General features: G+C 69.4%; 19 protein-coding genes and 1 riboswitch. Of the genes, 10 read left to right on the forward strand and 9 right to left on the reverse strand.

The genetic code is table 11. The features are described from left to right. The first annotated feature begins 2 nt into the window (after nt 1-2). From WJ12_RS08250 to WJ12_RS08265, 4 genes are all read left to right on the forward strand, one after another. Nucleotides 3-1,166, forward strand: a complete 1,164-nt coding sequence (locus tag WJ12_RS08250) for a CaiB/BaiF CoA transferase family protein (RefSeq protein ID WP_059557711.1) — start codon at nt 3-5, stop codon at nt 1,164-1,166. A gap of 103 nt (nt 1,167-1,269) precedes the next feature. Then, the gene (locus tag WJ12_RS08255) at nt 1,270-2,571 is read left to right on the forward strand and encodes a CitMHS family transporter (RefSeq protein WP_059557709.1); all 1,302 of its coding nucleotides are present in this window, start codon (nt 1,270-1,272) and stop codon (nt 2,569-2,571) included. Nucleotides 2,572-2,608: 37 nt separating this feature from the next. Beyond that, nucleotides 2,609-3,775 carry an acyl-CoA dehydrogenase family protein gene (locus tag WJ12_RS08260; protein ID WP_059557707.1) on the forward strand — a complete coding sequence of 389 codons (1,167 nt, stop codon included), beginning with the start codon at nt 2,609-2,611 and terminating at the stop codon, nt 3,773-3,775. A 53-nt stretch (nt 3,776-3,828) separates the two neighbouring features. After that, nucleotides 3,829-4,572 (forward strand): IclR family transcriptional regulator, encoded by a 744-nt coding sequence (locus WJ12_RS08265; protein WP_059557705.1) that lies wholly within the window; start codon nt 3,829-3,831, stop codon nt 4,570-4,572. A gap of 85 nt (nt 4,573-4,657) precedes the next feature. On the opposite strand, the gene WJ12_RS08270 is transcribed toward WJ12_RS08265, so the two are convergent. From WJ12_RS08270 to cobG, 6 genes are all read right to left on the reverse strand, one after another. Further along, the gene (locus WJ12_RS08270; protein ID WP_059557703.1) at nt 4,658-6,013 is read right to left on the reverse strand and encodes a chitinase; all 1,356 of its coding nucleotides are present in this window, start codon (nt 6,011-6,013) and stop codon (nt 4,658-4,660) included. 237 nt (nt 6,014-6,250) lie between these two features. Then, complete coding sequence (locus WJ12_RS08275; protein WP_049034975.1) at nt 6,251-6,445, reverse strand: type 2 periplasmic-binding domain-containing protein; 195 nt, start codon at nt 6,443-6,445, stop codon at nt 6,251-6,253. A 67-nt stretch (nt 6,446-6,512) separates the two neighbouring features. Further along, nucleotides 6,513-8,222: a precorrin-3B C(17)-methyltransferase gene (gene cobJ / locus WJ12_RS08280; protein WP_059557699.1), complete on the reverse strand. Its 1,710-nt coding sequence runs from the start codon at nt 8,220-8,222 to the stop codon at nt 6,513-6,515. Then, complete coding sequence (locus WJ12_RS08285) at nt 8,219-8,953, reverse strand: precorrin-2 C(20)-methyltransferase (RefSeq protein WP_059557697.1); 735 nt, start codon at nt 8,951-8,953, stop codon at nt 8,219-8,221. The genes cobJ and WJ12_RS08285 overlap by 4 nt, the downstream gene beginning before the upstream one ends. Next, nucleotides 8,950-9,576 carry a precorrin-8X methylmutase gene (locus WJ12_RS08290; RefSeq protein WP_034186893.1) on the reverse strand — a complete coding sequence of 209 codons (627 nt, stop codon included), beginning with the start codon at nt 9,574-9,576 and terminating at the stop codon, nt 8,950-8,952. Before WJ12_RS08290 ends, WJ12_RS08285 begins: the two co-directional genes overlap by 4 nt. Then, nucleotides 9,569-10,933 (reverse strand): precorrin-3B synthase, encoded by a 1,365-nt coding sequence (cobG, locus tag WJ12_RS08295; protein ID WP_319000383.1) that lies wholly within the window; start codon nt 10,931-10,933, stop codon nt 9,569-9,571. The genes WJ12_RS08290 and cobG overlap by 8 nt, the downstream gene beginning before the upstream one ends. Before the next feature lie 107 nt (nt 10,934-11,040). Next, nucleotides 11,041-11,231: riboswitch (cobalamin riboswitch) on the reverse strand. Between the two features lie 322 nt (nt 11,232-11,553). Between cobG and cbiE the strand changes: the two genes are divergently transcribed. From cbiE to cobM, 4 genes are read left to right on the forward strand one after another with little or no spacing between them, the layout of a single operon-like run. Then, nucleotides 11,554-12,834 (forward strand): precorrin-6y C5,15-methyltransferase (decarboxylating) subunit CbiE, encoded by a 1,281-nt coding sequence (cbiE, locus tag WJ12_RS08300; protein WP_049032346.1) that lies wholly within the window; start codon nt 11,554-11,556, stop codon nt 12,832-12,834. Next, nucleotides 12,834-13,922: a cobalt-precorrin-5B (C(1))-methyltransferase gene (locus tag WJ12_RS08305; protein WP_059557693.1), complete on the forward strand. Its 1,089-nt coding sequence runs from the start codon at nt 12,834-12,836 to the stop codon at nt 13,920-13,922. The genes cbiE and WJ12_RS08305 overlap by 1 nt, the downstream gene beginning before the upstream one ends. Then, nucleotides 13,919-14,650, forward strand: coding sequence for a cobalt-precorrin-6A reductase (locus WJ12_RS08310; protein WP_059557691.1), 732 nt, complete (start codon nt 13,919-13,921; stop codon nt 14,648-14,650). Before WJ12_RS08305 ends, WJ12_RS08310 begins: the two co-directional genes overlap by 4 nt. A gap of 43 nt (nt 14,651-14,693) precedes the next feature. Continuing rightward, nucleotides 14,694-15,422, forward strand: coding sequence for a precorrin-4 C(11)-methyltransferase (gene cobM, locus WJ12_RS08315; RefSeq protein WP_034186888.1), 729 nt, complete (start codon nt 14,694-14,696; stop codon nt 15,420-15,422). Nucleotides 15,423-15,448: 26 nt separating this feature from the next. Here cobM and WJ12_RS08320 read toward each other — a convergent pair whose 3' ends face one another. Continuing rightward, nucleotides 15,449-16,627, reverse strand: coding sequence for an MFS transporter (locus WJ12_RS08320; RefSeq protein ID WP_059557689.1), 1,179 nt, complete (start codon nt 16,625-16,627; stop codon nt 15,449-15,451). 131 nt (nt 16,628-16,758) lie between these two features. Here WJ12_RS08320 and WJ12_RS08325 point away from each other — a divergent pair, with 131 nt between their 5' ends. After that, nucleotides 16,759-17,262 (forward strand): MarR family winged helix-turn-helix transcriptional regulator, encoded by a 504-nt coding sequence (locus WJ12_RS08325; protein WP_059557687.1) that lies wholly within the window; start codon nt 16,759-16,761, stop codon nt 17,260-17,262. Between the two features lie 333 nt (nt 17,263-17,595). Here the strand turns inward: WJ12_RS08325 and WJ12_RS08330 are convergent, their stop codons facing one another. Next, nucleotides 17,596-18,279, reverse strand: a complete 684-nt coding sequence (locus tag WJ12_RS08330) for a glutathione S-transferase (protein ID WP_049031797.1) — start codon at nt 18,277-18,279, stop codon at nt 17,596-17,598. Between the two features lie 135 nt (nt 18,280-18,414). Here WJ12_RS08330 and WJ12_RS08335 point away from each other — a divergent pair, with 135 nt between their 5' ends. Further along, a complete protein-coding gene (locus tag WJ12_RS08335) occupies nt 18,415-18,990 on the forward strand; it encodes a TetR/AcrR family transcriptional regulator (RefSeq protein WP_059557685.1) in 576 nt (191 codons plus the stop codon). A 204-nt stretch (nt 18,991-19,194) separates the two neighbouring features. On the opposite strand, the gene WJ12_RS34555 is transcribed toward WJ12_RS08335, so the two are convergent. Beyond that, nucleotides 19,195-19,653: a phosphotransferase-like protein gene (locus WJ12_RS34555; protein WP_167361869.1), complete on the reverse strand. Its 459-nt coding sequence runs from the start codon at nt 19,651-19,653 to the stop codon at nt 19,195-19,197. Nucleotides 19,654-19,926 lie beyond the last annotated feature (273 nt).

Raw genomic sequence — 19,926 nt, forward strand, 5'->3', positions numbered from 1 at the left:
GCATGGCGGAACACGAGCAGCAGGGCGCGCTGGCGGGATTGCGCATCATCGACCTGTCGCGGGTGCTGGGCGGCCCGTACGCGACGCAGATCCTCGCCGACCATGGCGCGGAGGTGATCAAGGTCGAGCCGCCGTCCGGCGACGAGACACGTACCTGGGGGCCGCCGTTCGACGGCGACACCGCATCGTATTTCCTCGGCGTGAACCGCAACAAGCTCGGCGTTGCGCTCGACCTGACGCAGCCGGCCGACCGCGAGCGGCTGCTAGGCCTGCTCGAACACGCGGACGCCATCGTCGAGAACTTCAAGATCGGCACGATGGAGCGCTGGGGGCTCGGCTTCGACGCGCTGCATGCGCGGTTTCCGCGCCTCGTCCATTGCCGCGTGTCGGGGTTCGGCGCGGACGGGCCGCTGGGCGGGCTGCCCGGCTACGACGCGGCCGTCCAGGCGCTCGCGGGGCTGATGAGCGTCAATGGCGAAGCGGGCGGCGCACCGTTGCGCGTCGGCGTGCCGATCGTCGATCTCGTCACGGGTCTGAACGCGGCGCTCGGCGTGCTGATGGCGCTGCGCGAGCGCGATGCGAGCGGCCGCGGCCAGTTCGTCGAATCGACACTGTTCGACTGCGCGCTGTCGATCCTGCATCCGCATACGCCGAACTTCTTTCATTCGGGCAACGCACCCGTACGTACCGGCAACGCGCATCCGAACATCACGCCGTACGACAGCTTTCCGACGGCGAGCGTCGACATTTTTCTGGCGGTCGGCAACAACGGGCAGTTCGCCGTGTTGTGCGACGTGCTCGGCACGCGCGGCTGGCTCGACGATCCGCGTTTCGCGGACAACCGCGCGCGCAGCGCGCACCGCGCCGCACTGCGCGCGCTGCTCGAAACGGCGCTGGCCGGACATGACGGCGCGGCGCTCGCCGAGCAGCTGATGCGCCGCGGCGTGCCGTGCGCGCCGGTGCTCGGACTCGATGCGGCGCTCGATCATCCGCATGTCGCGCATCGGGAGATGAAGGTGACGCTGGGCCGGCATCGCGGCATCGCGTCGCCGATCAAGCTCGGTCGCACGCCGGCGACGTACCGTCGACCGCCGCCCGCGCTGAACGAGCACGCGGCGCAGGTGTTTGCGGACCGCGACGGCCGCCACGACGGCCGCAGGGACTGACCGGCATCGCGGCCGCCGGCCGCGCGGGCCGGCACGCCATCATTCTGACATCACGCCGGCTTGCGCACGGAAGACGCCGTACCGGCTGAAGAGGAGACGCATCATGCTTGCATGGATCGGCGCGATCGCCATCGTCGCGCTGTTCGGCCTGATCATCACGAAGCGGCTGTCGCCGCTCGTCGCGCTGATCGTCGTGCCGGTGGCCGCGTCGCTCGCGGCCGGCTTCGGATTGACGACCGGCAAGTTCGTCGTGCACGGCGTACAGAACATCGGCCCGATCGCCGGGATGTTCGTTTTTGCGATTCTATTTTTCGGAATCCTCACCGATGCGGGGATGCTCGACCCGATCATCGCCGGCGTACTGCGCTTGATCGGCTGCCATCCGCCGCGCATCGTGATGGGCTCGGCGCTGCTCGCGCTGCTGATCCACCTCGACGGCTCGGGCGCCGTCACGTTTCTCGTCACGCTGCCGGCGATGATGCCGCTCTACACGCGCCTCGGGATGGACCGGCGGATTCTCGCGTGCGTCGCGTCGATGGCGGCCGGCGTCAATTTCCTGCCGTGGGTCGGGCCGATGCTGCGCGCCTCGGCGGCGCTGCACATCCCCGGCTCGGCGATCTTCACGCCAATGATTCCGGTGCAGATCGTCGGGCTCGCGTTCGTGTTCGGCACCGCTTACGTGCTCGGCGTGCGCGAGGCGAAACGGCTCGGGCTCGACCGCGCCGGCGCCGCGTCGCTGGCGATCGCGCCGCGCGAGCTGACCGACGCCGAACGCGCGTTGCGCCGGCCGGGCCGCTTCGGGATCAACGTCGTACTGACGCTCGTCGTGCTCGTCACGCTGGTGTCGGGCATCGTCGACCCGATGGTGATGTTCATGCTCGGCACGGTCGCCGCGCTCGTGATCAACTACCCGGACGTGCAGGCGCAGCGCGAGCGGATCGACGCGCACGCGAAGGCCGCGCTGATGATGGCGAGCGTGCTGCTCGCGGCCGGCGCATTCACCGGCATCATGTCCGGCACCGGCATGCTGAAGGCGATGGCCGAGGTCGTCGTCGCGCACGTGCCGGTCGAGCATGCGCGCCACATGCCGTTCGTACTCGGGCTGCTGTCGATGCCGCTCAGCCTGTTGTTCGATCCCGATTCGTTCTACTTCGGCGTGCTGCCGGTGCTCGCGGAGAGCGGCAAGCTGCTCGGCGTGCCGCCGATCCAGATGGCGCAGGCCGCGCTGCTCGGCCAGATGACGACCGGCTTTCCGGTGAGCCCGCTGACGCCCGCGACGTTCCTGATCGTCGGCCTGACCGGCGTCGAGCTTGCCGAGCACCAGAAATTCACGATTCCGTTTCTGTTCGCCGCCACCGTGCTGATGGTGTTCGCCGCGGTCGCGACGGGCGTGTTTCCGCTATGAACGGCCGGGCCGTTCACGTTTCCCGGGAGAGCAGTCCATGCAGTTCGACCTGACCGACGACCAGCGCGCGATCGAAAGCGCGATCGAGAAAATCTGCGAGCGCTTCGGCGACGACTACTGGCTCGAACGCGATCGCGCGGGCGGCTTTCCGGCCGACTTTCACGCGGCGCTCGCCGAAGCCGGTTGGCTCGGCATCGCGATGGACCCGGCCCACGGCGGCGCCGGTCTCGGGATGACCGAGGCCGCGCTGATGATGCGCACGATCAGCGCATCGGGCGCCGGCCTGTCCGGCGCGTCGGCCGTGCACATGAACATCTTCGGGCTGAATCCCGTGCAGGTGTTCGGCAACGACGCGCAGAAGGCGCGCTTCCTGCCGCCGCTGATCGCCGGGCGCGACAAGGCGTGCTTCGCGGTGACGGAGCCCGACGCGGGCCTCGACACCACGCACCTGAGCACGCAGGCGCGCCGCGACGGCGACCACTACGTGCTCAGCGGGCGCAAGATCTGGATCTCGACCGCGCAGGTCGCGAACAAGATGCTGATCATCGCGCGCACGACGCCGCTCGACCAGGTCGCGAAGCCGACCGACGGGCTGAGCCTGTTCTACACCGACCTCGACCGTTCGCATGTCGAGGTACGCGAGATCGAGAAGATGGGCCGCAAGGCCGTCGATTCGAACATGCTGTTCATCGACAACCTGCGCGTGTCGCGCGACGACCTGATCGGCAACGAAGGCGACGGCTTCCGCTACCTGCTGCACGGGCTGAATCCCGAACGGATCCTGATCGCGGCGGAGGCGATCGGGCTCGGGCAGGCCGCGCTGCGCCGCGCGACGCAGTATGCGTGCGAGCGCGTCGTGTTCGGTCGGCCGATCGGGCAGAACCAGTCGATCCAGCATCCGCTCGCGCAGGCGTGGATGCAGCTCGAGGCCGCGTGGCTGATGGTGATGAAGGCCGCGGCGCGCTACGACGCGGGGCAGTCGTGCGGCGCGGAGGCGAACGCGGCGAAATACCTCGGCGCGGAAGCGGCGTTCCAGGCGTGCCAGACGGCGGTCGCGACGCTCGGCGGGATGGGTTACGCGAAGGAATACCATGTCGAGCGCTACCTGCGCGAGTGTATGATTCCGAGGCTCGCGCCCGTGAGTCCGCAACTGATCCTGTGTTACATCGCGGAGAAGGTGCTCGGGCTGCCGAAGTCGTACTGACGCGCGGCGGCTCGCCCGGCGCGCGGTTTCCCGTTTCGATTCAAGCGCTCGTCATGGACGTCAAACTCGTTGCCCGCACGCTCGACCTGTTCGAGCTGTTCGCCGCCGAACGGCGGCCGCTGCCGCTCGCCGAACTCGCGCGCCTGCTCGATGTGCCGCCGTCGAGCTGCCTCGCGATGGCGCGCACGCTCGTGAGCCGCGGCTATCTGTACGAAGTGCGCAAGCGCGGCGGCTACTACCCGACGCGGCGCCTGCAGACGATCGCCGCCGCGATCGACGCGACCGATCCCGTCGTCGACATCGTGCACCCGCACCTCGTCGCGCTGCGCGACGCGAGCCGCGAGACAGCCGTGCTCGGCAAGATCCAGGGCGTGTCGGTCACGTATCTCGACGTCGTCGAGTCGGAGCAGGCGATCCGCTATACGCGCCAGCCGGGCGAGCTGCGCCCGCTGCATGCGAACTCGATCGGCAAGGCGATCTTCGCGGAACTCGCCGGCGACGCGCAGCAGGCGCTCGGCATGCGACTGCCGTTCGAACGTTTTACCGACGCGACGGTGGCCGACCTGCCGGCGCTCGTCGCGCAGACCGCGCGGTTTCGCGAACTCGGCTGGGCCGAGAACTTAGGCGAGAGCGCGCCCGAGCTGTCGGCGATCGCGGTCGCGCTGACGCTCGACGGCGACTGGTACGGGCTGTCGGTCGTCGGGCCGACCGAACGGATCCGCCAGCAGCGCGACGCGCACGCGGCGCTGCTCGTCGACGCGAAGGCGCGGCTGCTGGCCGAGCACGCGCGCGGGTAGGGCCGCCCGCCGGCGCACGATCCTGCTGCGCCGGAAGCGGCCCGCCGCGCGTCACGCGCGCGCGCGTCGCGGCATCACGACTTCATCACGACTTCACCCACACGCCGCCCGCACTCGGGTTGTCGCCCTGTGTCCACCATTTCGCGCAGTACTTCGCGCCCTGGTACATCACGCAGGTGCCGCCCGGGTAGGCGGTCGTCGCCGACCACACCGGCGAGCCGCCGCCGACCGGCTTCCATACGGCCGCCTGGCCGGGCACGTCGCCCTGGGTCCACCACTGCGCCTGGTACGTCGTGCCCTGGTAGGTGACCGTCGCGCCGGCCGTATAGACCTGGCCGGCCGCCCAGGGCGCGCCGGGCTGCGGCGTGCCGCCGTCCGAGCCGCCCCCGTAGTTCGGATCCTGCGTGACGCCCGCGCCCCACTTGCCGTCGATCTGCTTGAAGATCGTCGCGAACGCGTACGGCTGCTGCGCGACGCCCGAGCAGGTCGGCGACGCATACGTGCCGCCGGACGGGCACGCCTGATCGCGGCCGACCGACCAGTTGCCAAAGAAACCGTAGCCGTTGCCGATCGCCGCGTTCACCACGCTTTGCGCATTCGCAAGCGTGAAGGTTTCACCCTGCACGTCGTTCACGCCGATCATCGGCGTGACGCCGACCATCTGCCAGAGCTGCGCATGGGTTTTTGGTTGGCCGGCCGACTTGAACGCCGTGTCGAGCTGCGCGTACAGCGCCTGCGCGGCGCTGATCGCGGCGGCGCCCATGTCGATGTTCGCGGGGCCGTAATCCATCGCCATCACGTTGACCGCATCAAACGCGGCCCGATTCGCGAGCGCCGCGTTGACGACGTTCAGGCCGTCCTGCGTGAGTCCGGTCGGCATCGTCGGCAGCGTCAGCGTGACGTGCAGCGGCTTGCCCTTCGCCGCGTAGTCGGACTGCAGTTGCGCGACGGCCTGGAAGTTGCGCGCGACCGCGGCCGTGTCCTGCTGCGACGCGCCTTCGATGTCGAAATCGATATGCGTGAGGCCGTACGTGTCGATCACGGTCTGGTAGGCCGCCTTCAGCGCGGGGACCGTCGAGCACGCCTGCATCAGCGGCGTGCCGTTCGCGCCGCCGAACGAGACGGCGACTTCGCCGCCTTTCGCGCGGTAGCTCGCGATCGACGTCGACAGCGCGGTCAGGAGGCCGCCGCTCGCGCCGTTGCCGATCGGCTGCACGCCGCCCCACGACGGCACGCAGCCGTTGCCCGCGACCACGAACGCGAGCGTGAATTGCTGGATGCCTTGCCGGACGCCGATCTGATCGACGAGCGGCGTCGGATAGAGCGTCACGTCGACGAAGGGCGCATAGACGCCGGCACCCTGGGACACGCTCGCCACGGCAAGCAGACAACCCGCGGCAAGTGCACGCGGGATGAAACGCGGCAACAGATTGTTGTTCATTGTGTTCTCCAAGTGGAAGAGGGATACGCTGGCCTGCGTATCGCTGCCGGCCGGGCGACCGGGCGTGCCCGGCCGGCAGCGTGCTCATCTTGGAGGATTCGCGCCGAATAGTGAATGGTTAGGTGTTCTTTTTGTTATTTGATTCCCGATACGTAACGATCTTGCCGATTCGACACGGTCGTGCAACGCGGGGCGGGCGATTTTCCCGATCGGTGCCCGCGGCGCGATACGTGCCGCTTACGTCGATGCCGGCTGCGCCAGCGAACGAGCCAGCGCAACGAAGCGCTCGACGCACGCCGACGAAAACGGCGCGTTCCACGACACGATCTGCTCGACCGCGCGCGCGCCGGCGAGCGGCACGTAGACGACACCGGCGCGCTGCAGCGTCGCCGTGAAGGCCGGCACGATCGCGACGAGCGGTTCGCGCGACACGATGAACGGCGCATCCGGCCTTACGCATGCCGACGCGCGCACCGTCACGCTGCCGCGGTAACCGCGATCAGCGATACCAGCGCGGCGTATAGACCCATTCGCGCGCGTTGCCGATCGCGAAGCGCCGCGTCGTCGACGAGCCGACGATCACCATCGTCCGCATGTCGACCTGGTCGCCGCGCAGCGCGCCGAGCGTCGTCGTCGCGAGCGTCGCGCCCGGCCGGCCGATGTCGCGGCCGAGTACGACCACCGTATCGGCCGCGCGATGCGCACGCACGAGGTCGAGCGCGCGGTCGAGCTGCCACGGCCGTGCACGCGAGATCGGGTTGTAGAACGCCATCACGAGGTCGGCTTGCGCCGCATGCCGCAGGCGCGTCTCGATCACGTCCCACGGCTTCAGGTTGTCCGACAGCGAAATCGCGCAGAAGTCGTGACCGAGCGGCGCGCCGGCCTGCGCGGCCGTCGCGAGCGACGCCGAGATGCCGGGCTCCACGCGCAGGTCGACCGCGGCCCATTGCGGGTCGCGCGTTTCGTCGAGCGCTTCGAGCACGGCCGCGGCCATCGCGAACACGCCGGGGTCGCCCGACGACACGACCGCGACGCGCCTGCCTTCGGCCGCGAGTTCGAACGCATGGCGCGCGCGCTGCATTTCCTCGCGATTGTCGGTGCCGTGCACGCGCTGGTCGCCGCGGAACGGGCCGGCCATGTTCACGTAGGTCGTGTAGCCGAGGATGTCGGTCGCTTCGGCGAGCGCGGCGCGAGCGGCCGGCGTGAGCCACGCGGCGCCGCCGGGGCCGAGGCCGAGCACCGTCAGGCGGCCGCGCGCGCGGCCGAGCGTGGCGGGATCGACCGGATGCGACGCGACCGCGCACGCGAGACCGTTCGATACCGGACGCAGCGTATGCGCGACACGCAACGTGCGGCCGAGCAGCGCGGCTGCATCGGCGGGCGCGCTGCCGTCGGCATCAGCGAAACGCAGCGGCACGTCGAGTGCCCGCGCGGCTTCCTCCAGCGCGGGTTCGCCGATCGACGACGCCGGCGCGACGAGGGCCGCGAGTGCCAGCCGCGCGAGACCTTGTGCGTCGAGCATGGCGGCGATGCGTGTGGCAAGCGCCTCGTGCGCGTGCATGGCATCGCCTGCGATGCCGACCACCACGCTGCGAGGATGGATCACGAGTTCGTCGTGCGTGCCGCGCCATGCGTCGGGCGTCACGCGAATCGCATGCTTGGCCGCGTCGTCGCGCGGCAGCGCGGCATCGTCGAGCCACGCCGCCGCGCCGTCGACACGCGTCGATGCGCCCGCGAGCAGGTCGGACACGAAGCGCTTGCCCTGCGCGAGATCGGCCAGCGCATACCCGTCGGGCGGATTGAGCACGCATGCGCCGAAACGCAGTTCGCCGCTGGTCGTGATCGCCGGCGCGACGCCCACGCATGCGGCGATTTCGCGCGCGATCACGTTGACGCCCGTCAGCCCGCCGAGCAGCGGCACGACGGCCGAACCGTCTTCCGCAACCGCGAGCACGGGCGGCTCGACGCCCTTGTCCGCGAGCGCGGGGGCGAGGCAGCGGATCACGATGCCGGCCGCGCACAGCGCGACGATCGGCAGGCCGCGTGCGTAGAGTTCGCGCAGGTGCGCACCGAGTTCGTCGAACCGCACGTCGGCATCGACGCGCGACGCGAGGCCATGCACGCTAGCGCCCGGATAGCGCGCCTGGATGCGTCGCGCGGTGTCGAGCGCGCCGGCACCGAGGATCACGATCGCGGGCGGGGTCGTCATCCTTGCCATTTTTCCCCCGGCACGACGAGCAGCGAGAAATACGGCGACGCCATCGGATCGACTGCGTCGAGCGGTACGATGCGCTGGTTCGCCATCGTCGCGCGCTCGACGTACAGCGCGCGCTTCGCGAGCCCGAGTTCGTCGAGCACGCGCCGCACCTTGTCGAAATTGCGACCGAGCTTCATCACGACGGCCGCGTCGGCGCGCGCGAGCCGCTCGCGCAGTTCATGCTCGGGCAGCACGCCGGACAGCACCGACAGGCTCTGGTTGCGATAGACGAGCGGCTGGCCGAGCACGGCCGTGCCGCCGAGCATCGCGCAGACGCCCGGGATCACCTCGGTGTCGTAGCGCGGCGCGAGGCGGTCGTGCAGGTACATGTACGAGCCGTAGAAGAATGGGTCGCCTTCGCAGATCACCGCGACGTCGCGTCCCGCGTCGAGATGGGCGGCGACGATCTCGGCGGCCGTGTCGTAGAAGTCGGCGATCACGGTCTCGTAGCAGAGCGGCGGCGGCAGCACTTCGGTCGTCACCGGATAGACGAGCGGCAGTTGCGTCTGCCCGTCGAGCAGGTGGGCTTCGACGATGCCGTACGCATTGCCCTTCTTGCCCTTCGCGACGAAATACGCGACCACGGGCGCCGCCTGCAGCACGCGCAGCGCCTTGATCGTCATCAGTTCGGGATCGCCGGGGCCGACACCGACCCCGAACAGCCGGCCGCGCGTGGTCGTCATTCGACCTCCGTCGCCAGTGCGTTGACCGCGGCGGCGGCCATCGCGCTGCCGCCGCGCCGGCCGAGCAGCGCGACGTACGGCACGCCGCGGCTGTCGGCATCGAGCATCGCCTTGGATTCGGCCGCGCCGATGAAGCCGACCGGAAAACCGAGGATCAGCGCGGGACGCGGCGCGCCGGCGTCGATCATGTCGAGCAGGTGGAACAGCGCGGTCGGCGCATTGCCGATCACGACGACGCTGCCCGCGAGATGCGGACGCCACAGTTCGAGCGCCGCCGCCGAGCGCGTGTTGCCGAGATGGCGCGCGAGATCGGGCACCTCCGGCTCGCCGAGCGTGCAGATCACGCGGTTGTCGGCCGGCAGCCGCGCGCGCGTGATGCCTTCGGCGACCATTCTCGCGTCGCACAGGATCGGCGCGCCGGCCGCGAGCGCGGTGCGGCCGGCCGTGCCGGCGCCAGCCGAAAAGCGCAGGTCGTAGACGACGTCGACCATCCCGCACGCATGGATCACGCGCACCGCGAGTTTCTCGAGGTCGGGCGGAACGCGCGACAGGTCGGCCTCGGCGCGGATCGTCGCGAACGACTGGCGGTAGATTTCCTGCCCGTCGCGAATGTAGTCAAGCATCGGTGGTGTCCTGGCTGTGCCGCGCGTCCGCCAAACGGGCCGCGGCCTGGTCAATCGTCAGATGGCGCGCGAGCGGGGCGCCAAGGCCCGCGGCCGCGTCGCGCCGGTAAAGGTCGTAGTGCGCGGGCGCCACCGCGACGAGCGTGTGCGCCGCGGGATGCGGCAGCGCGCAGTGGCGCTCGCAGCCGGTCAGGTGCACGTCGACCGGATGGCCGATGCGCGCGGCGAGGGCGAGCGCGTCGTGTTTCGTGTCGGCCCGCGCTTTCGCGCAGCCCGTGCTGCCGGTGCAGGCGACGAGGGTCGCCAGCGGGTCGGACGATGCGCAGACGAGGCCGAGCGACGCAAGTGCCGCCAACGTGGCCGGTGCACGGTCGTTCGGCACACCGTGGAGAAACACGCCTTGCCACGGCGTCATCGACAACGTGCCGTCGCCGTCGGCTTCGGCCAGCGCGGCGAGCCGTTCCAGTCGTGTCGCGTCGAGCCGCCCGAGCACGCATTGCGCGCCGACGCTGCAGCGCGCCGCATCGCGCGACGCGCGCATGCCGAAACGCAGCGCCGGGTCGGTGCGCGTGCGCCGCCAGCCGGCGAGCGCGGAATCAGCCGTGAGCGGGAAGGGCAGGTAGTGCTGCGCGCGTGCGAGCAACGCGCATTCACCGGCGGTCGCGAGCACCCCACGCATCCGCGTGACCTCGGCCGGTGCGAGATCGAGGAACGCGAGCAGCAATGCGCGAACCAGTGCGACGGCCTGATCGGGCGACACGTCGACCGATGCGGGCCGGTCGTCCTGCGCGACCGGCGGGAAGCCGGCCAGCCCGGCCGCGACGCGTACCGCGCCGTCCGCGCGGCGCCAGGCGGCCAGCCAGATGTCGTGTGGATGATCGAGCGCCGCAACCGCTTCGCCGCCGTCGAGCTGGATCGAGAATTTCGGCGACAGCTCGCCGCGGCGCGGCTCGCCGGCCAGCATGTCGAGCAGCGGCATCGCGAGCGCGCGGCTGTCGACGAGCGCGGCGGGATCGTGCCCGGCGAGCGGGCTGAGCAAGAGGTTGCGGACGTCGTCGCTCGCGGCGAGCGCGGCCGTCTCGTCGACCGCGCCTGCGGCAGCGTCGACGCGCGGGCCGAGCCCCGCCTCGAGCAATGCGCGCGTCAGCGCATCGGCGGCGCTGTCGCGAATGCCGCGCAGCTGGAGATTCGCGCGATTGGTCGCGTCGATCGCGCCGGAGCCGTACGCGCGGGCGGCGGCGGCAATCGCACGCGCCTGGCGCGCATCGAGCCGGCCGCCCGGTAACTTGACCCGGCACAGCCCGCCATCGGCGGCCGCGACCACGCGCACGAGCCCCGGGCAGGCCGACGGGCGCACGACGGGCGACGCAGGAATCGAATCGGGGGCGGAACTCAACGGGATACCGGGACAGTGTCGCGCCGCGGCCAACGCATCGGTACACCCCGCCCGACGCCGACTGGCACGCACGCACTTTCTGGCCGGCAGGTCTCCTGGCTGACAGGTCGGCGCCGGCTCCCGGCCTTCCCGGTGAAACCAGTGGCATGAGGGGGAGATCGGCTCGCTGTCTACAGTTGCGGGGGCAGCCACAGCGGCGCGCGGCGCGCCCTGTGTTCCCTCTTCGGCCCCGAAGGGCACCGGCGAACGAACGGCCGTAGGATACCCGATTTCGGCACCGGCCCGACATCGGCCATGTGCGTCGCAACCGTGTCGCAGCATGGCTGCGACGACCTGCGCGCGGCAGCGCGGATGGTACGATTGGCGGCTCGGCACTGGATCGGCGACACGCCGGTATCCGCGACGATGAAACTGGGCGGGGCCAGCTGTTCGCCATGCGGATCGCGCGGGCCTGGCCGACACCGCTGGCGCGTCCCGCGCCGGGCAGTCGGCGCCGACGGCAATCGCCGGATCGACGCGCGGCGGCGCAACGGCTGCGCATCGCAACACACTGGATGAAATCGAACGATGGGGAAGGGTGCATGACGGCGTGGCTGACGGTAGTGGGCATCGGCGACGACGGTTACGCGGGGCTCGGGCGCAATGCGCGACGCGCGCTGCTCGGCGCGACGCGCGTGGTCGGCGCGAAGCGGCATCTCGACATGCTGCCCGCGCGGTTGCCGGCCGCGCGCGAAGCGTGGCCGTCGCCGTTCGATCTCGCGGGCGTGCTCGCGCGGCGCGGCTCGCCCGTCTGCGTGCTCGCGAGCGGCGACCCGATGCTGTTCGGCGTCGGCGCGACGCTCGCGCGCCAGCTTTCTCCCGACGAATGGCGCGTGCTGCCCGCGCCGTCGTCGCTGTCCCTCGCGGCCGCACGCCTCGGCTGGGCGCTGCAGGACGTCGGCGCGGTGTCGCTCGTCGGCCGTCCGCTCGCGACGCTCGCGCGTCATCTGCTGCCGGGCCGGCGCCTGTTCGTGCTGAGCGCCGACGGCCGCACGCCGGCCGCCGTCGCGGCCGAACTCGCCGCACGCGGCTTCGGGCCGACGCGCATCAGCGTGTTCGAACATCTGGGCGGCCCGCTCGAACGGCGCGTCGACGGCCTCGCGCAGGACTGGAAAGTCGCCGAAACGGCCGCGCTCAATCTCGTCGCGCTCGACTGCCGGGCCGGCCCCGACGCGCCGCGCCGCGCGCTCACGCCGGGCCTGCCCGACGATGCATACCGCCACGACGGCCAGCTCACCAAGCGCGACTTGCGCGCGATGACGCTCGGGCGCCTCGCGCCCGCACCCGGCGAGCTGCTGTGGGACGTCGGCGCGGGCAGTGGCTCGATCGGCATCGAATGGATGCGTGCGCATCCATCCTGCCAGGCGATCGCGGTCGAGGCGCATGCGGAACGGCAGCGCTTCATCGAACACAACCGCGACGCACTCGGCGTGCCGGGCCTGCAGCTCGTCGCGGGCCGCGCGCCCGACGCGCTGGCAGGGCTCGCCACGCCCGACGCGATCTTCATCGGCGGCGGTGCGACGGCGCCCGGCGTGCTCGACGCGTGCTGGGCCGCGCTGAAACCCGGCGGCCGGCTCGTCGCGAATGCGGTCACGCTGCAGGGCGAGATGGCGCTCGCCGCGTGGCGCGACGCGCACGGCGGCACGCTCACGCGCGTGTCGCTCGCGCATGCGGAACCGCTCGGCCGCTTCGACACGTGGCGCCAGCCGCTGCCCGTCACGCTGTACGACGTGCGCAAGCCCGACGCGGCCGACAGGGTCGAGACGGCCGATGCGATCGACATAGCCGGCGCATCGAACCCGGCGAACGCAACGGACGCGTGATGCGCGACGAAACCCCCGAACAGCCCGCGCCGCTGCGGTTCGGCTACACGACCGGCAGCTGCGCGACCGCGACGTCGCTCGCGGCTGCGCGGCTGCTGCTCGCGGGCCGGGCGGACGACGCGGTCGAGATCGTGCTGCCGAAAGGGCAGCGCGTGATGATGCGGCTCGAGTTCTGCCGCCTCACGGCCGAAGGCGCGGAAGCCGGCACGATCAAGGATGCCGGTGACGATCCGGATGTCACGCACGGCGCGCTGATCTTCGCGCGTGTCGCGCTCGCGGCCGCGCCCGGCGTGCGCTTTCACGCGGGGCCGGGCGTCGGCACGGTCACGCGCGCGGGGCTGACGCTGCCGGTCGGCGAACCGGCGATCAACCCGGTGCCGCGCCAGATGATGACGACGCATCTGGAAGCGCTCGCAGCCGAGCACGGCTACGCAGGCGGCTTCGACGTGACGATCGGCGTCGAAGGCGGCGAGGCGCTCGCGCTGAAGACGATGAACCCGCGCCTCGGCATCGTCGGCGGGCTGTCGATTCTCGGCACGACGGGCATCGTGCGGCCGTTCTCGTGTTCGGCCTATATCGCATCGATCCACCAGGGGATCGATGTCGCGCGCGCCAACGGCATCGCGCATATCGCCGCGTGTACGGGCAACGCGAGCGAGGACGCGATGCGCGCGCACTACGGCCTGCCCGACATGGCGCTGATCGAGATGGGCGATTTCGCGGGCGCGGTGCTCAAGCACCTGCGCCGCGCACCGGTCGCGCGGTTGTCGATGTGCGGCGGATTCGGCAAGCTTAGCAAGCTCGCGGCGGGCCATCTCGACCTGCACAGCCGCCATTCGAGCATCGACCTGCCGCTGCTCGCGCAATGGGCGGCTGAAGCCGGCGCGAGCGAGGCGCTGCAGGCCGCAATGCGCGCCGCGAACACGAGCCAGGAAGCGCTGAAGCTCGCCCTGGCCGACGGCGTGCCGCTCGGCGATCTCGTTTGCGCGCAGGCGCTGCGGGTCGCACGCGACATCGTGCCGCCGTCGGTCGCCGTCGAGATGTTCGCGATCGACCGGCAGGGCCGCTTCGTCGGGGAAGCGCGATGAGCATGCGCATCCTGCTGCTCGGCGGCACCGGCGACGCGCTGAAGATCGCACGCGCGCTCGGCCCGCATCACGTCTACAGCCTGGCTGGTCTCGGCAAGGTGCCGGACGACCTGCGCTGCGACGTGCGCGTCGGCGGCTTCGGCGGGGCCGCCGGGCTGGCCGCGTATCTTCGCGACGCCGGAATCGGCCTCGTGATCGACGCCACGCATCCGTATGCCGCGCAAATCAGTACGAACGCCGCTGCCGCGACGCGCGACGCGGGCGTACCGCTATGGGCGCTGCGCCGCGCGCCCTGGACGCCGCAACCGGGCGACGACTGGCGGATGGTCGACGACTGGGCCGGCATCGAGGCCGCGCTCGCGCCGTTCAGGCGGCCGCTGTTCACGCTCGGCCGCGAACCGCTCGCGCACCTCGATACGATCCCGCCGCACCAGTTCTGGCTCGTGCGCTGCCTCGACGCGCATCCCGGCAATGCGCATGCGCAGGTCATCGCCGCGCGCGGGCCGTTCACGCTCGACGGCGAACGTGCGCTGTTCGCGCTGACGGGCATCGACGTCCTCGTCAGCAAGAACAGCGGCGGTGCGGCCACCGAGGCCAAGCTCGATGTCGCGCGCGAACGCAGGGTGCCGGTCGTGATGCTGCGCCGGCCGTCGCTGCCCGATGCCGACCGGGCGTTCGATTCGGTCGCGGCACTGCTCGACGCACTCGATCCGGCCGCGCGCGTTTGACGCCGCGCAGCGGATCATCCAACGTATTGACGGAGAATTTTCGATGACGGTGTATTTCATCGGCGCGGGGCCCGGCGACCCCGAGCTGATCACGGTGAAGGGCCAGCGCCTCGTGCGCACGTGCCCGGTGATCCTGTATGCGGGCTCGCTGGTGCCCGCGGCCGTGCTCGACGGTCATCGCGCGGAGCAGGTCGTCAACACGGCCGAGCTCGACCTCGACGCGATCGTCGCGCTGCTCGCGGACGCGCATGCGCAAGGGCGGGACGTCGCACGCGTGCATTCGGGCGACCCGTCGCTGTACGGCGCGATCGGCGAGCAGATCCGCCGGCTGAAGGCGCTCGGGATTCCGTACGAAATCGTGCCGGGCGTGACGGCGACGGCCGCGTGCGCGGCGACGCTCGGCGTCGAGCTGACGTTGCCCGGCGTCGCGCAGACGGTGATCCTCACGCGCTTCGCGGGCAAGACCACGATGCCGGAAGGCGAGGCGCTCGGTTCGCTCGCCGCGCACCGCGCGACGCTCGCGATCCATCTCGGCGTGCGCCATCTCGCGCGCATCGTCGACGAAGTGCTGCCGCACTACGGCGCGGATTGCCCGGTCGCGGTGATTTATCGCGCGAGCTGGCCCGACGAGGAGCGCGTGACCGGCACGCTGGCGGACATCGTCGACAAGGTGCGCGGTACGCAGATCGAGCGCACCGCATTGATCCTGATCGGGCGCGTGCTCGATGCCGACGGGTTCGCGGATTCGACGCTGTACGCGAGCGCGGGCTGATCACGCCGGCCCGGCGGACGGGCCGCTCAGGCCCGCGCCGTCTGCCGCGCCAGCCGCGGCGCAAACCCGGCCGCCAGCGCGAACAGCGCGACACACAGGCACGCCATCGCGATCCACGCGGGCGTCAGGTCCGCGAGATGCTGGCGCACGAGCCCGGCCGCGAACGGGAACAACCCGGCGACCAGATAGCCGACACCCTGCACGAACCCTGTCAGCGATGCAGCGTCGGCCGGCGTTGCCGCATGGTCGACCGTGACGATCAGCGACAGCGGAAACAGCGCGCCGATCCCCGCGCCGAGCAGCAGCGCGGCCGGCAGTGCGAACGCGTCGGGTGCGGCCAGCATCGCCAGCAACCCCGCGAACAGCGACGCGATCGCCGCATGCAGCGCGGGCCGGCGATCGGGCAGGCGGTCGATCGTTGCCGAGATCGTCAGCCCCGCGATAACTTCCGCGAGCGTCACGCCGCCGAGCAGGCTGCCGGCCGCCGTCGGCGACCAGCCGAGCCGCATGTAATACGGCGGCAGCCAAGCGAGCACGAGCGTGTAGGCGCCCGTCGCGATCCCGAAGAACAGCGCGAGCCGCCACGCACGCGCCGAACGCGACGGTCGTGCATTCGACGTCGAGACCGGCCCGGCGGCGAAGCCGTCGCCGCCGCGGCTGGCGAGCGGCCATGCGAGCGCGGCCACCGCGGCCGGCAGTGCCCAGCCGGCCAGCGCGGCGAGCCAGCCCCAGCGCGCCGCGGCAAACGGCGCGACCACGCTCGCCAGCACCGCGCCGCCCATGATCGACGTCGAATAGACGCCCATCGCACCGCCGATGCGCGTCGCGAAATGCGCCTTCACGAAACCGGGCAGCAGCGCCTGCACCATCGCGATCCCGACGCCCGCGCAGCAGGCGCTCGCGAGCAGCAGCCACGCGTGCTGCGCGCCGATGCGCGATGCGCAGGCCAGCCCGATTAGCGCGACGCCGAGCCAGACGCCGCCCGCGATGCCGGTGGCGCGCTGCAGGCGTCGCGCGCCCAGCGCGCCGAGCCCCATCAGCAGGATCGGGATTGTCGTCAGCAGGCTGGCCGCGCCGTCGCCGATACCGGTCGTGCGCTGGATCATGTCGAGCAGCGGGCCGACCGCGGCGAGCGCGGGACGCAGGTTCAGCCCGACCAGCACGATGACGGCCAGCCGCCATCCCGGGGAAGTGAAGCGATTCATCGACGAGGCCCTCGATATCGGTGCGCGGCTGCCGTCGAGACGCCGCGCGTTTTTCAGGTAAAGTATCTCGACATCAAGATAAACGCCGATTTATCTCGACGTCAAGATAACTGGTGAGCCGAGGAGGGTTAATGGATCGAGCCGCGCATGCGCTCGCGCAATGGCGCGCCGAGCGTCCGGATCTGGACGCGTCGTCGATGGTCGTGATGGGGCGGCTGCAGGAAGCCGCGCTCGTGATCGCGCGCGACCGTCTCAATCCGCTGTTTGCGCGCTACGGAATGCAGCCGGGCGAATTCGACGTGCTCGCGACGCTACGGCGCAGCGGCGCGCCGTTCGCGCTGACGCCGACCGCGTTGTACGACGCGCTGATGATGTCGTCGGGCGGCATGACCGCACGCATCGACCGGCTGCAGAAGGCCGGTTGGGTCGAGCGCCGGCCGAATCCGGCCGACGGGCGCGGCACGCTCGTCGCACTGACGGATACGGGTCGCGCGCTGATCGACGATGCGGTCGTCGCGCACATCGAGAACCAGCGCGCGCTGCTGTCCGCGCTGTCGGAGGCGGAGCAGGCTCAGTTGTCGCACCTGCTGGGAAAGCTGCTGGCCGGTCTCGAAGGTGCGGCGCCGGCGGCTTGATGCGGGCGCCCGGTGCGGGCGACAAAGGCGTCGTGGACGTCGCTTGCCGACCCCGAGCCGCCATTCGACTCAGTGGGTCGTCAGCGACCGTTGTCCAACTGGAACGGCCAACACGGTGGTCGTACGCGAAGCCGTGTGCCACGACCGCGTCCTTCCACTCCGCATCGCTACGCGAGCACCGCGCGCAGTACGCCCCTACGATTGACCGATTTGCTGTGCGGCCATCCGGTATCGATCGAGTAGGCGAGTCGTCGAGGTCGCGCGGGCAGGTCGTCTCGGATTTGCAATCAAGGATTGGTCGAACGTCGATGACGGGCGGGCACGACTTCTGTTTCAGGCGAACGCCGGCTGGTTCTTGACGCTGGGGCGCTCCCGCATTCTCGTGTACCAATCCAGCAGCGCCTCGCACTCCGCGGGCACGGTCAACTTCACGATTGACGCAAAGACCAGACCGCCGATGACGGTGATGTCGGCCATGGAGAAGGCATCCCCAGCGACAAACGGCTGCTTTTTCAGAACGTCATTGAAGTAGTGCATGCCCCTCAAGGCCTTGTCGCGCTGACGAAGCCCCCATTCGGCGTTCTGATAGCGCTCGACGTTCGGTCCCAATCCTGGCGTGGCATGGTGGAAATAGACACTGATTGCGTCGAGCAACTCCAGCTCGGCGCGCTTGCTCATCATGTGGATCACGCCCTTTTCGAGTGGCGTCCTGCCGGTCAGCGTGGGTGCGCCATCAAGCGTATCGAGGTATTCGGTAATGGCAGTGCATTCGGCGATGCACGTTCCGTCGTTTAGTTCAAGGACCGGCAGCGTTCCCGAGTAGTTTTTCTCGGAGATGAATTCGGGCCTTTTGTGCTCCCCCTTGTAAAGGTCGACCATCACGAACTCGACGCGCGATCGCAGACCTTTCTCGGCCAGGGCGATACGGACGCGTGTCGGATAAGGTCCCTTGGGGAAATCGTAAATCGTCATGATCGGGAGTTGGGTTACGTCGAAATCGGTGGTGCTGAAAGTCATGCGTGCCTCTCTATGCGGTTTGTCACACGGGATTGGACGATAAAGGGAATGGTCACTCATACCTACCTAACGTTCGTTAGGTTTACCATAGAAGGTATAATTGCGGGTGTCAACGGTCGTGGAGGCGGTAGCAGAGTGAAGAACGAGTCAGGCCTGAGTTCCAGGGAGCGAATCCTGGTGGCCGCCACAAAGATTGCCCAGGCGCACGGCTACGGCGGGCTGAACTTTCGTGATCTCGCTGAAGCCGTCGGTATCAAGGCTGCGAGCATCTACCACCACTTCGCAAGCAAGGCCGATCTTGGCGCAGCGGTGGCGAGGCGGTATTGGGAGGAATCGGCAGCTACGCTGGATGCGATCTTGGCCGAATCCGCAGATCCGATCGATTGCCTGCGCCGCTATCCCGATACGTTTCGCAAGGCGCTTGAGCGTGGCAATCGCATATGCCTGTGCAGCTTCATGGCTGCCGAATCCGATGACCTGCCGGAAACGGTGACGAAAGAGGTCCAGACTTTTGCCGATGTGAATGTTGCGTGGCTGAGCAAGGTGCTGTCCGCCGCGGCCGTGGTCAGCGCCGAGGATAGCGAACGGCGTGCTCGCGCGATCTATGCCGCGGTCGCCGGCGCTCAGCTCGTTGCCAGGAGTCGCTCCGATATTTCCGTCTACGACGGGTTGATTGAAAGTTATCGCATTGCGGGTCTTCTGCCGGCATAGCCGCCGCATCGAGCAAGTCGACTTTGCGGACTTTCGTCTCGGCGAGGTACGGACGGTTGCGTTTCGCAGTGAACGGATCTACGAACGTGGGATCAGGCGTCGCTCATGATGTCGCTTCCTGATCGAATGTGGTCGGCCTCCGCTCGGTGACACATGACCGGCGCAGATCGACCCCTTTGAGCCATTCGCTGATAGCAAAAGCGGTCATTCCGCCTGCGCGTTGATGAATGAGCGGATCCTTTGAGCGCCTTCTTCGGGACTGCAAGTCGATGTATCCAGACGCATCGAGTAGGGCCTTGAGTAAGCTGGATGCCCGAATTGGGATCGCGCCATTCCTTCTCCACGGTCCGGCCTGCTGCGTTCACGCTCTTCCAGAACATCCAATGGGCAACAAACACCTATCACGTACGTGCGGCGAGGCGCGAGTGCAGAAATACATTCTTCGAAAGCGGTTGTATCTCGCAGCACAAGGTCGAGAACAATCCCGAAATGACTTGCAGCTACGCGCTTCAGGGTGGACTGCAGATTGAGGTGATGTATCCTGAGCGCCTGATTCAACTCTTCATCCGATCTCATGTCACGCCTACGCGACATTTCGACGAATGCATCGAGCGATATGTGGAACATCGGCGCTTCGGAGCTATTCTGAAGCGCCTTGGCCAAGCTGCTTTTTCCCGCGCTGGTAGGTCCGTGCAGTACGATCGCGATCCGTGTCATATGTCTCGCCGGCAACTCTAAGTCGATCCGTGCTGACAATTGTCGGCGATATTCTCAGTGCAGTCGATTGTCCCTTCATGGTCGCACAGAGCCCGACGGTGGCCGGCTCAGGACGACCCGGAGCGGTCAGCCGGATTGCCCGAAAGCTGATGATCATTCGATCGACGCCTGATGACAGTAACCAAGCCCTGAGGTATTTTCGCTAGCCATGAATAACCA

The organism is Burkholderia seminalis, from assembly GCF_001718535.1.
Lineage (GTDB): Bacteria > Pseudomonadota > Gammaproteobacteria > Burkholderiales > Burkholderiaceae > Burkholderia > Burkholderia seminalis.

Bases quoted from the DNA above. Each gene is read 5' to 3' on its own strand.
- WJ12_RS08250 (WP_059557711.1), top strand. From the start codon at position 3: ATGGCGGAACACGAGCAGCAGGGCGCGCTGGCGGGATTGCGCATCATC.
- WJ12_RS08290 (WP_034186893.1), bottom strand. From the start codon at position 9,576: ATGCTTGACTACATTCGCGACGGGCAGGAAATCTACCGCCAGTCGTTC.
- cbiE (WP_049032346.1), top strand. From the start codon at position 11,554: ATGACGGCGTGGCTGACGGTAGTGGGCATCGGCGACGACGGTTACGCG.
- WJ12_RS08265 (WP_059557705.1), top strand. From the start codon at position 3,829: ATGGACGTCAAACTCGTTGCCCGCACGCTCGACCTGTTCGAGCTGTTC.
- WJ12_RS08255 (WP_059557709.1), top strand. From the start codon at position 1,270: ATGCTTGCATGGATCGGCGCGATCGCCATCGTCGCGCTGTTCGGCCTG.
- cobM (WP_034186888.1), top strand. From the start codon at position 14,694: ATGACGGTGTATTTCATCGGCGCGGGGCCCGGCGACCCCGAGCTGATC.
- WJ12_RS08325 (WP_059557687.1), top strand. From the start codon at position 16,759: ATGGATCGAGCCGCGCATGCGCTCGCGCAATGGCGCGCCGAGCGTCCG.
- WJ12_RS08320 (WP_059557689.1), bottom strand. From the start codon at position 16,627: ATGAATCGCTTCACTTCCCCGGGATGGCGGCTGGCCGTCATCGTGCTG.
- WJ12_RS08310 (WP_059557691.1), top strand. From the start codon at position 13,919: ATGAGCATGCGCATCCTGCTGCTCGGCGGCACCGGCGACGCGCTGAAG.
- WJ12_RS08305 (WP_059557693.1), top strand. From the start codon at position 12,834: ATGCGCGACGAAACCCCCGAACAGCCCGCGCCGCTGCGGTTCGGCTAC.
- WJ12_RS08330 (WP_049031797.1), bottom strand. From the start codon at position 18,279: ATGACTTTCAGCACCACCGATTTCGACGTAACCCAACTCCCGATCATG.
- WJ12_RS08260 (WP_059557707.1), top strand. From the start codon at position 2,609: ATGCAGTTCGACCTGACCGACGACCAGCGCGCGATCGAAAGCGCGATC.
- WJ12_RS08270 (WP_059557703.1), bottom strand. From the start codon at position 6,013: ATGAACAACAATCTGTTGCCGCGTTTCATCCCGCGTGCACTTGCCGCG.
- cobJ (WP_059557699.1), bottom strand. From the start codon at position 8,222: ATGACGACCCCGCCCGCGATCGTGATCCTCGGTGCCGGCGCGCTCGAC.
- WJ12_RS08285 (WP_059557697.1), bottom strand. From the start codon at position 8,953: ATGACGACCACGCGCGGCCGGCTGTTCGGGGTCGGTGTCGGCCCCGGC.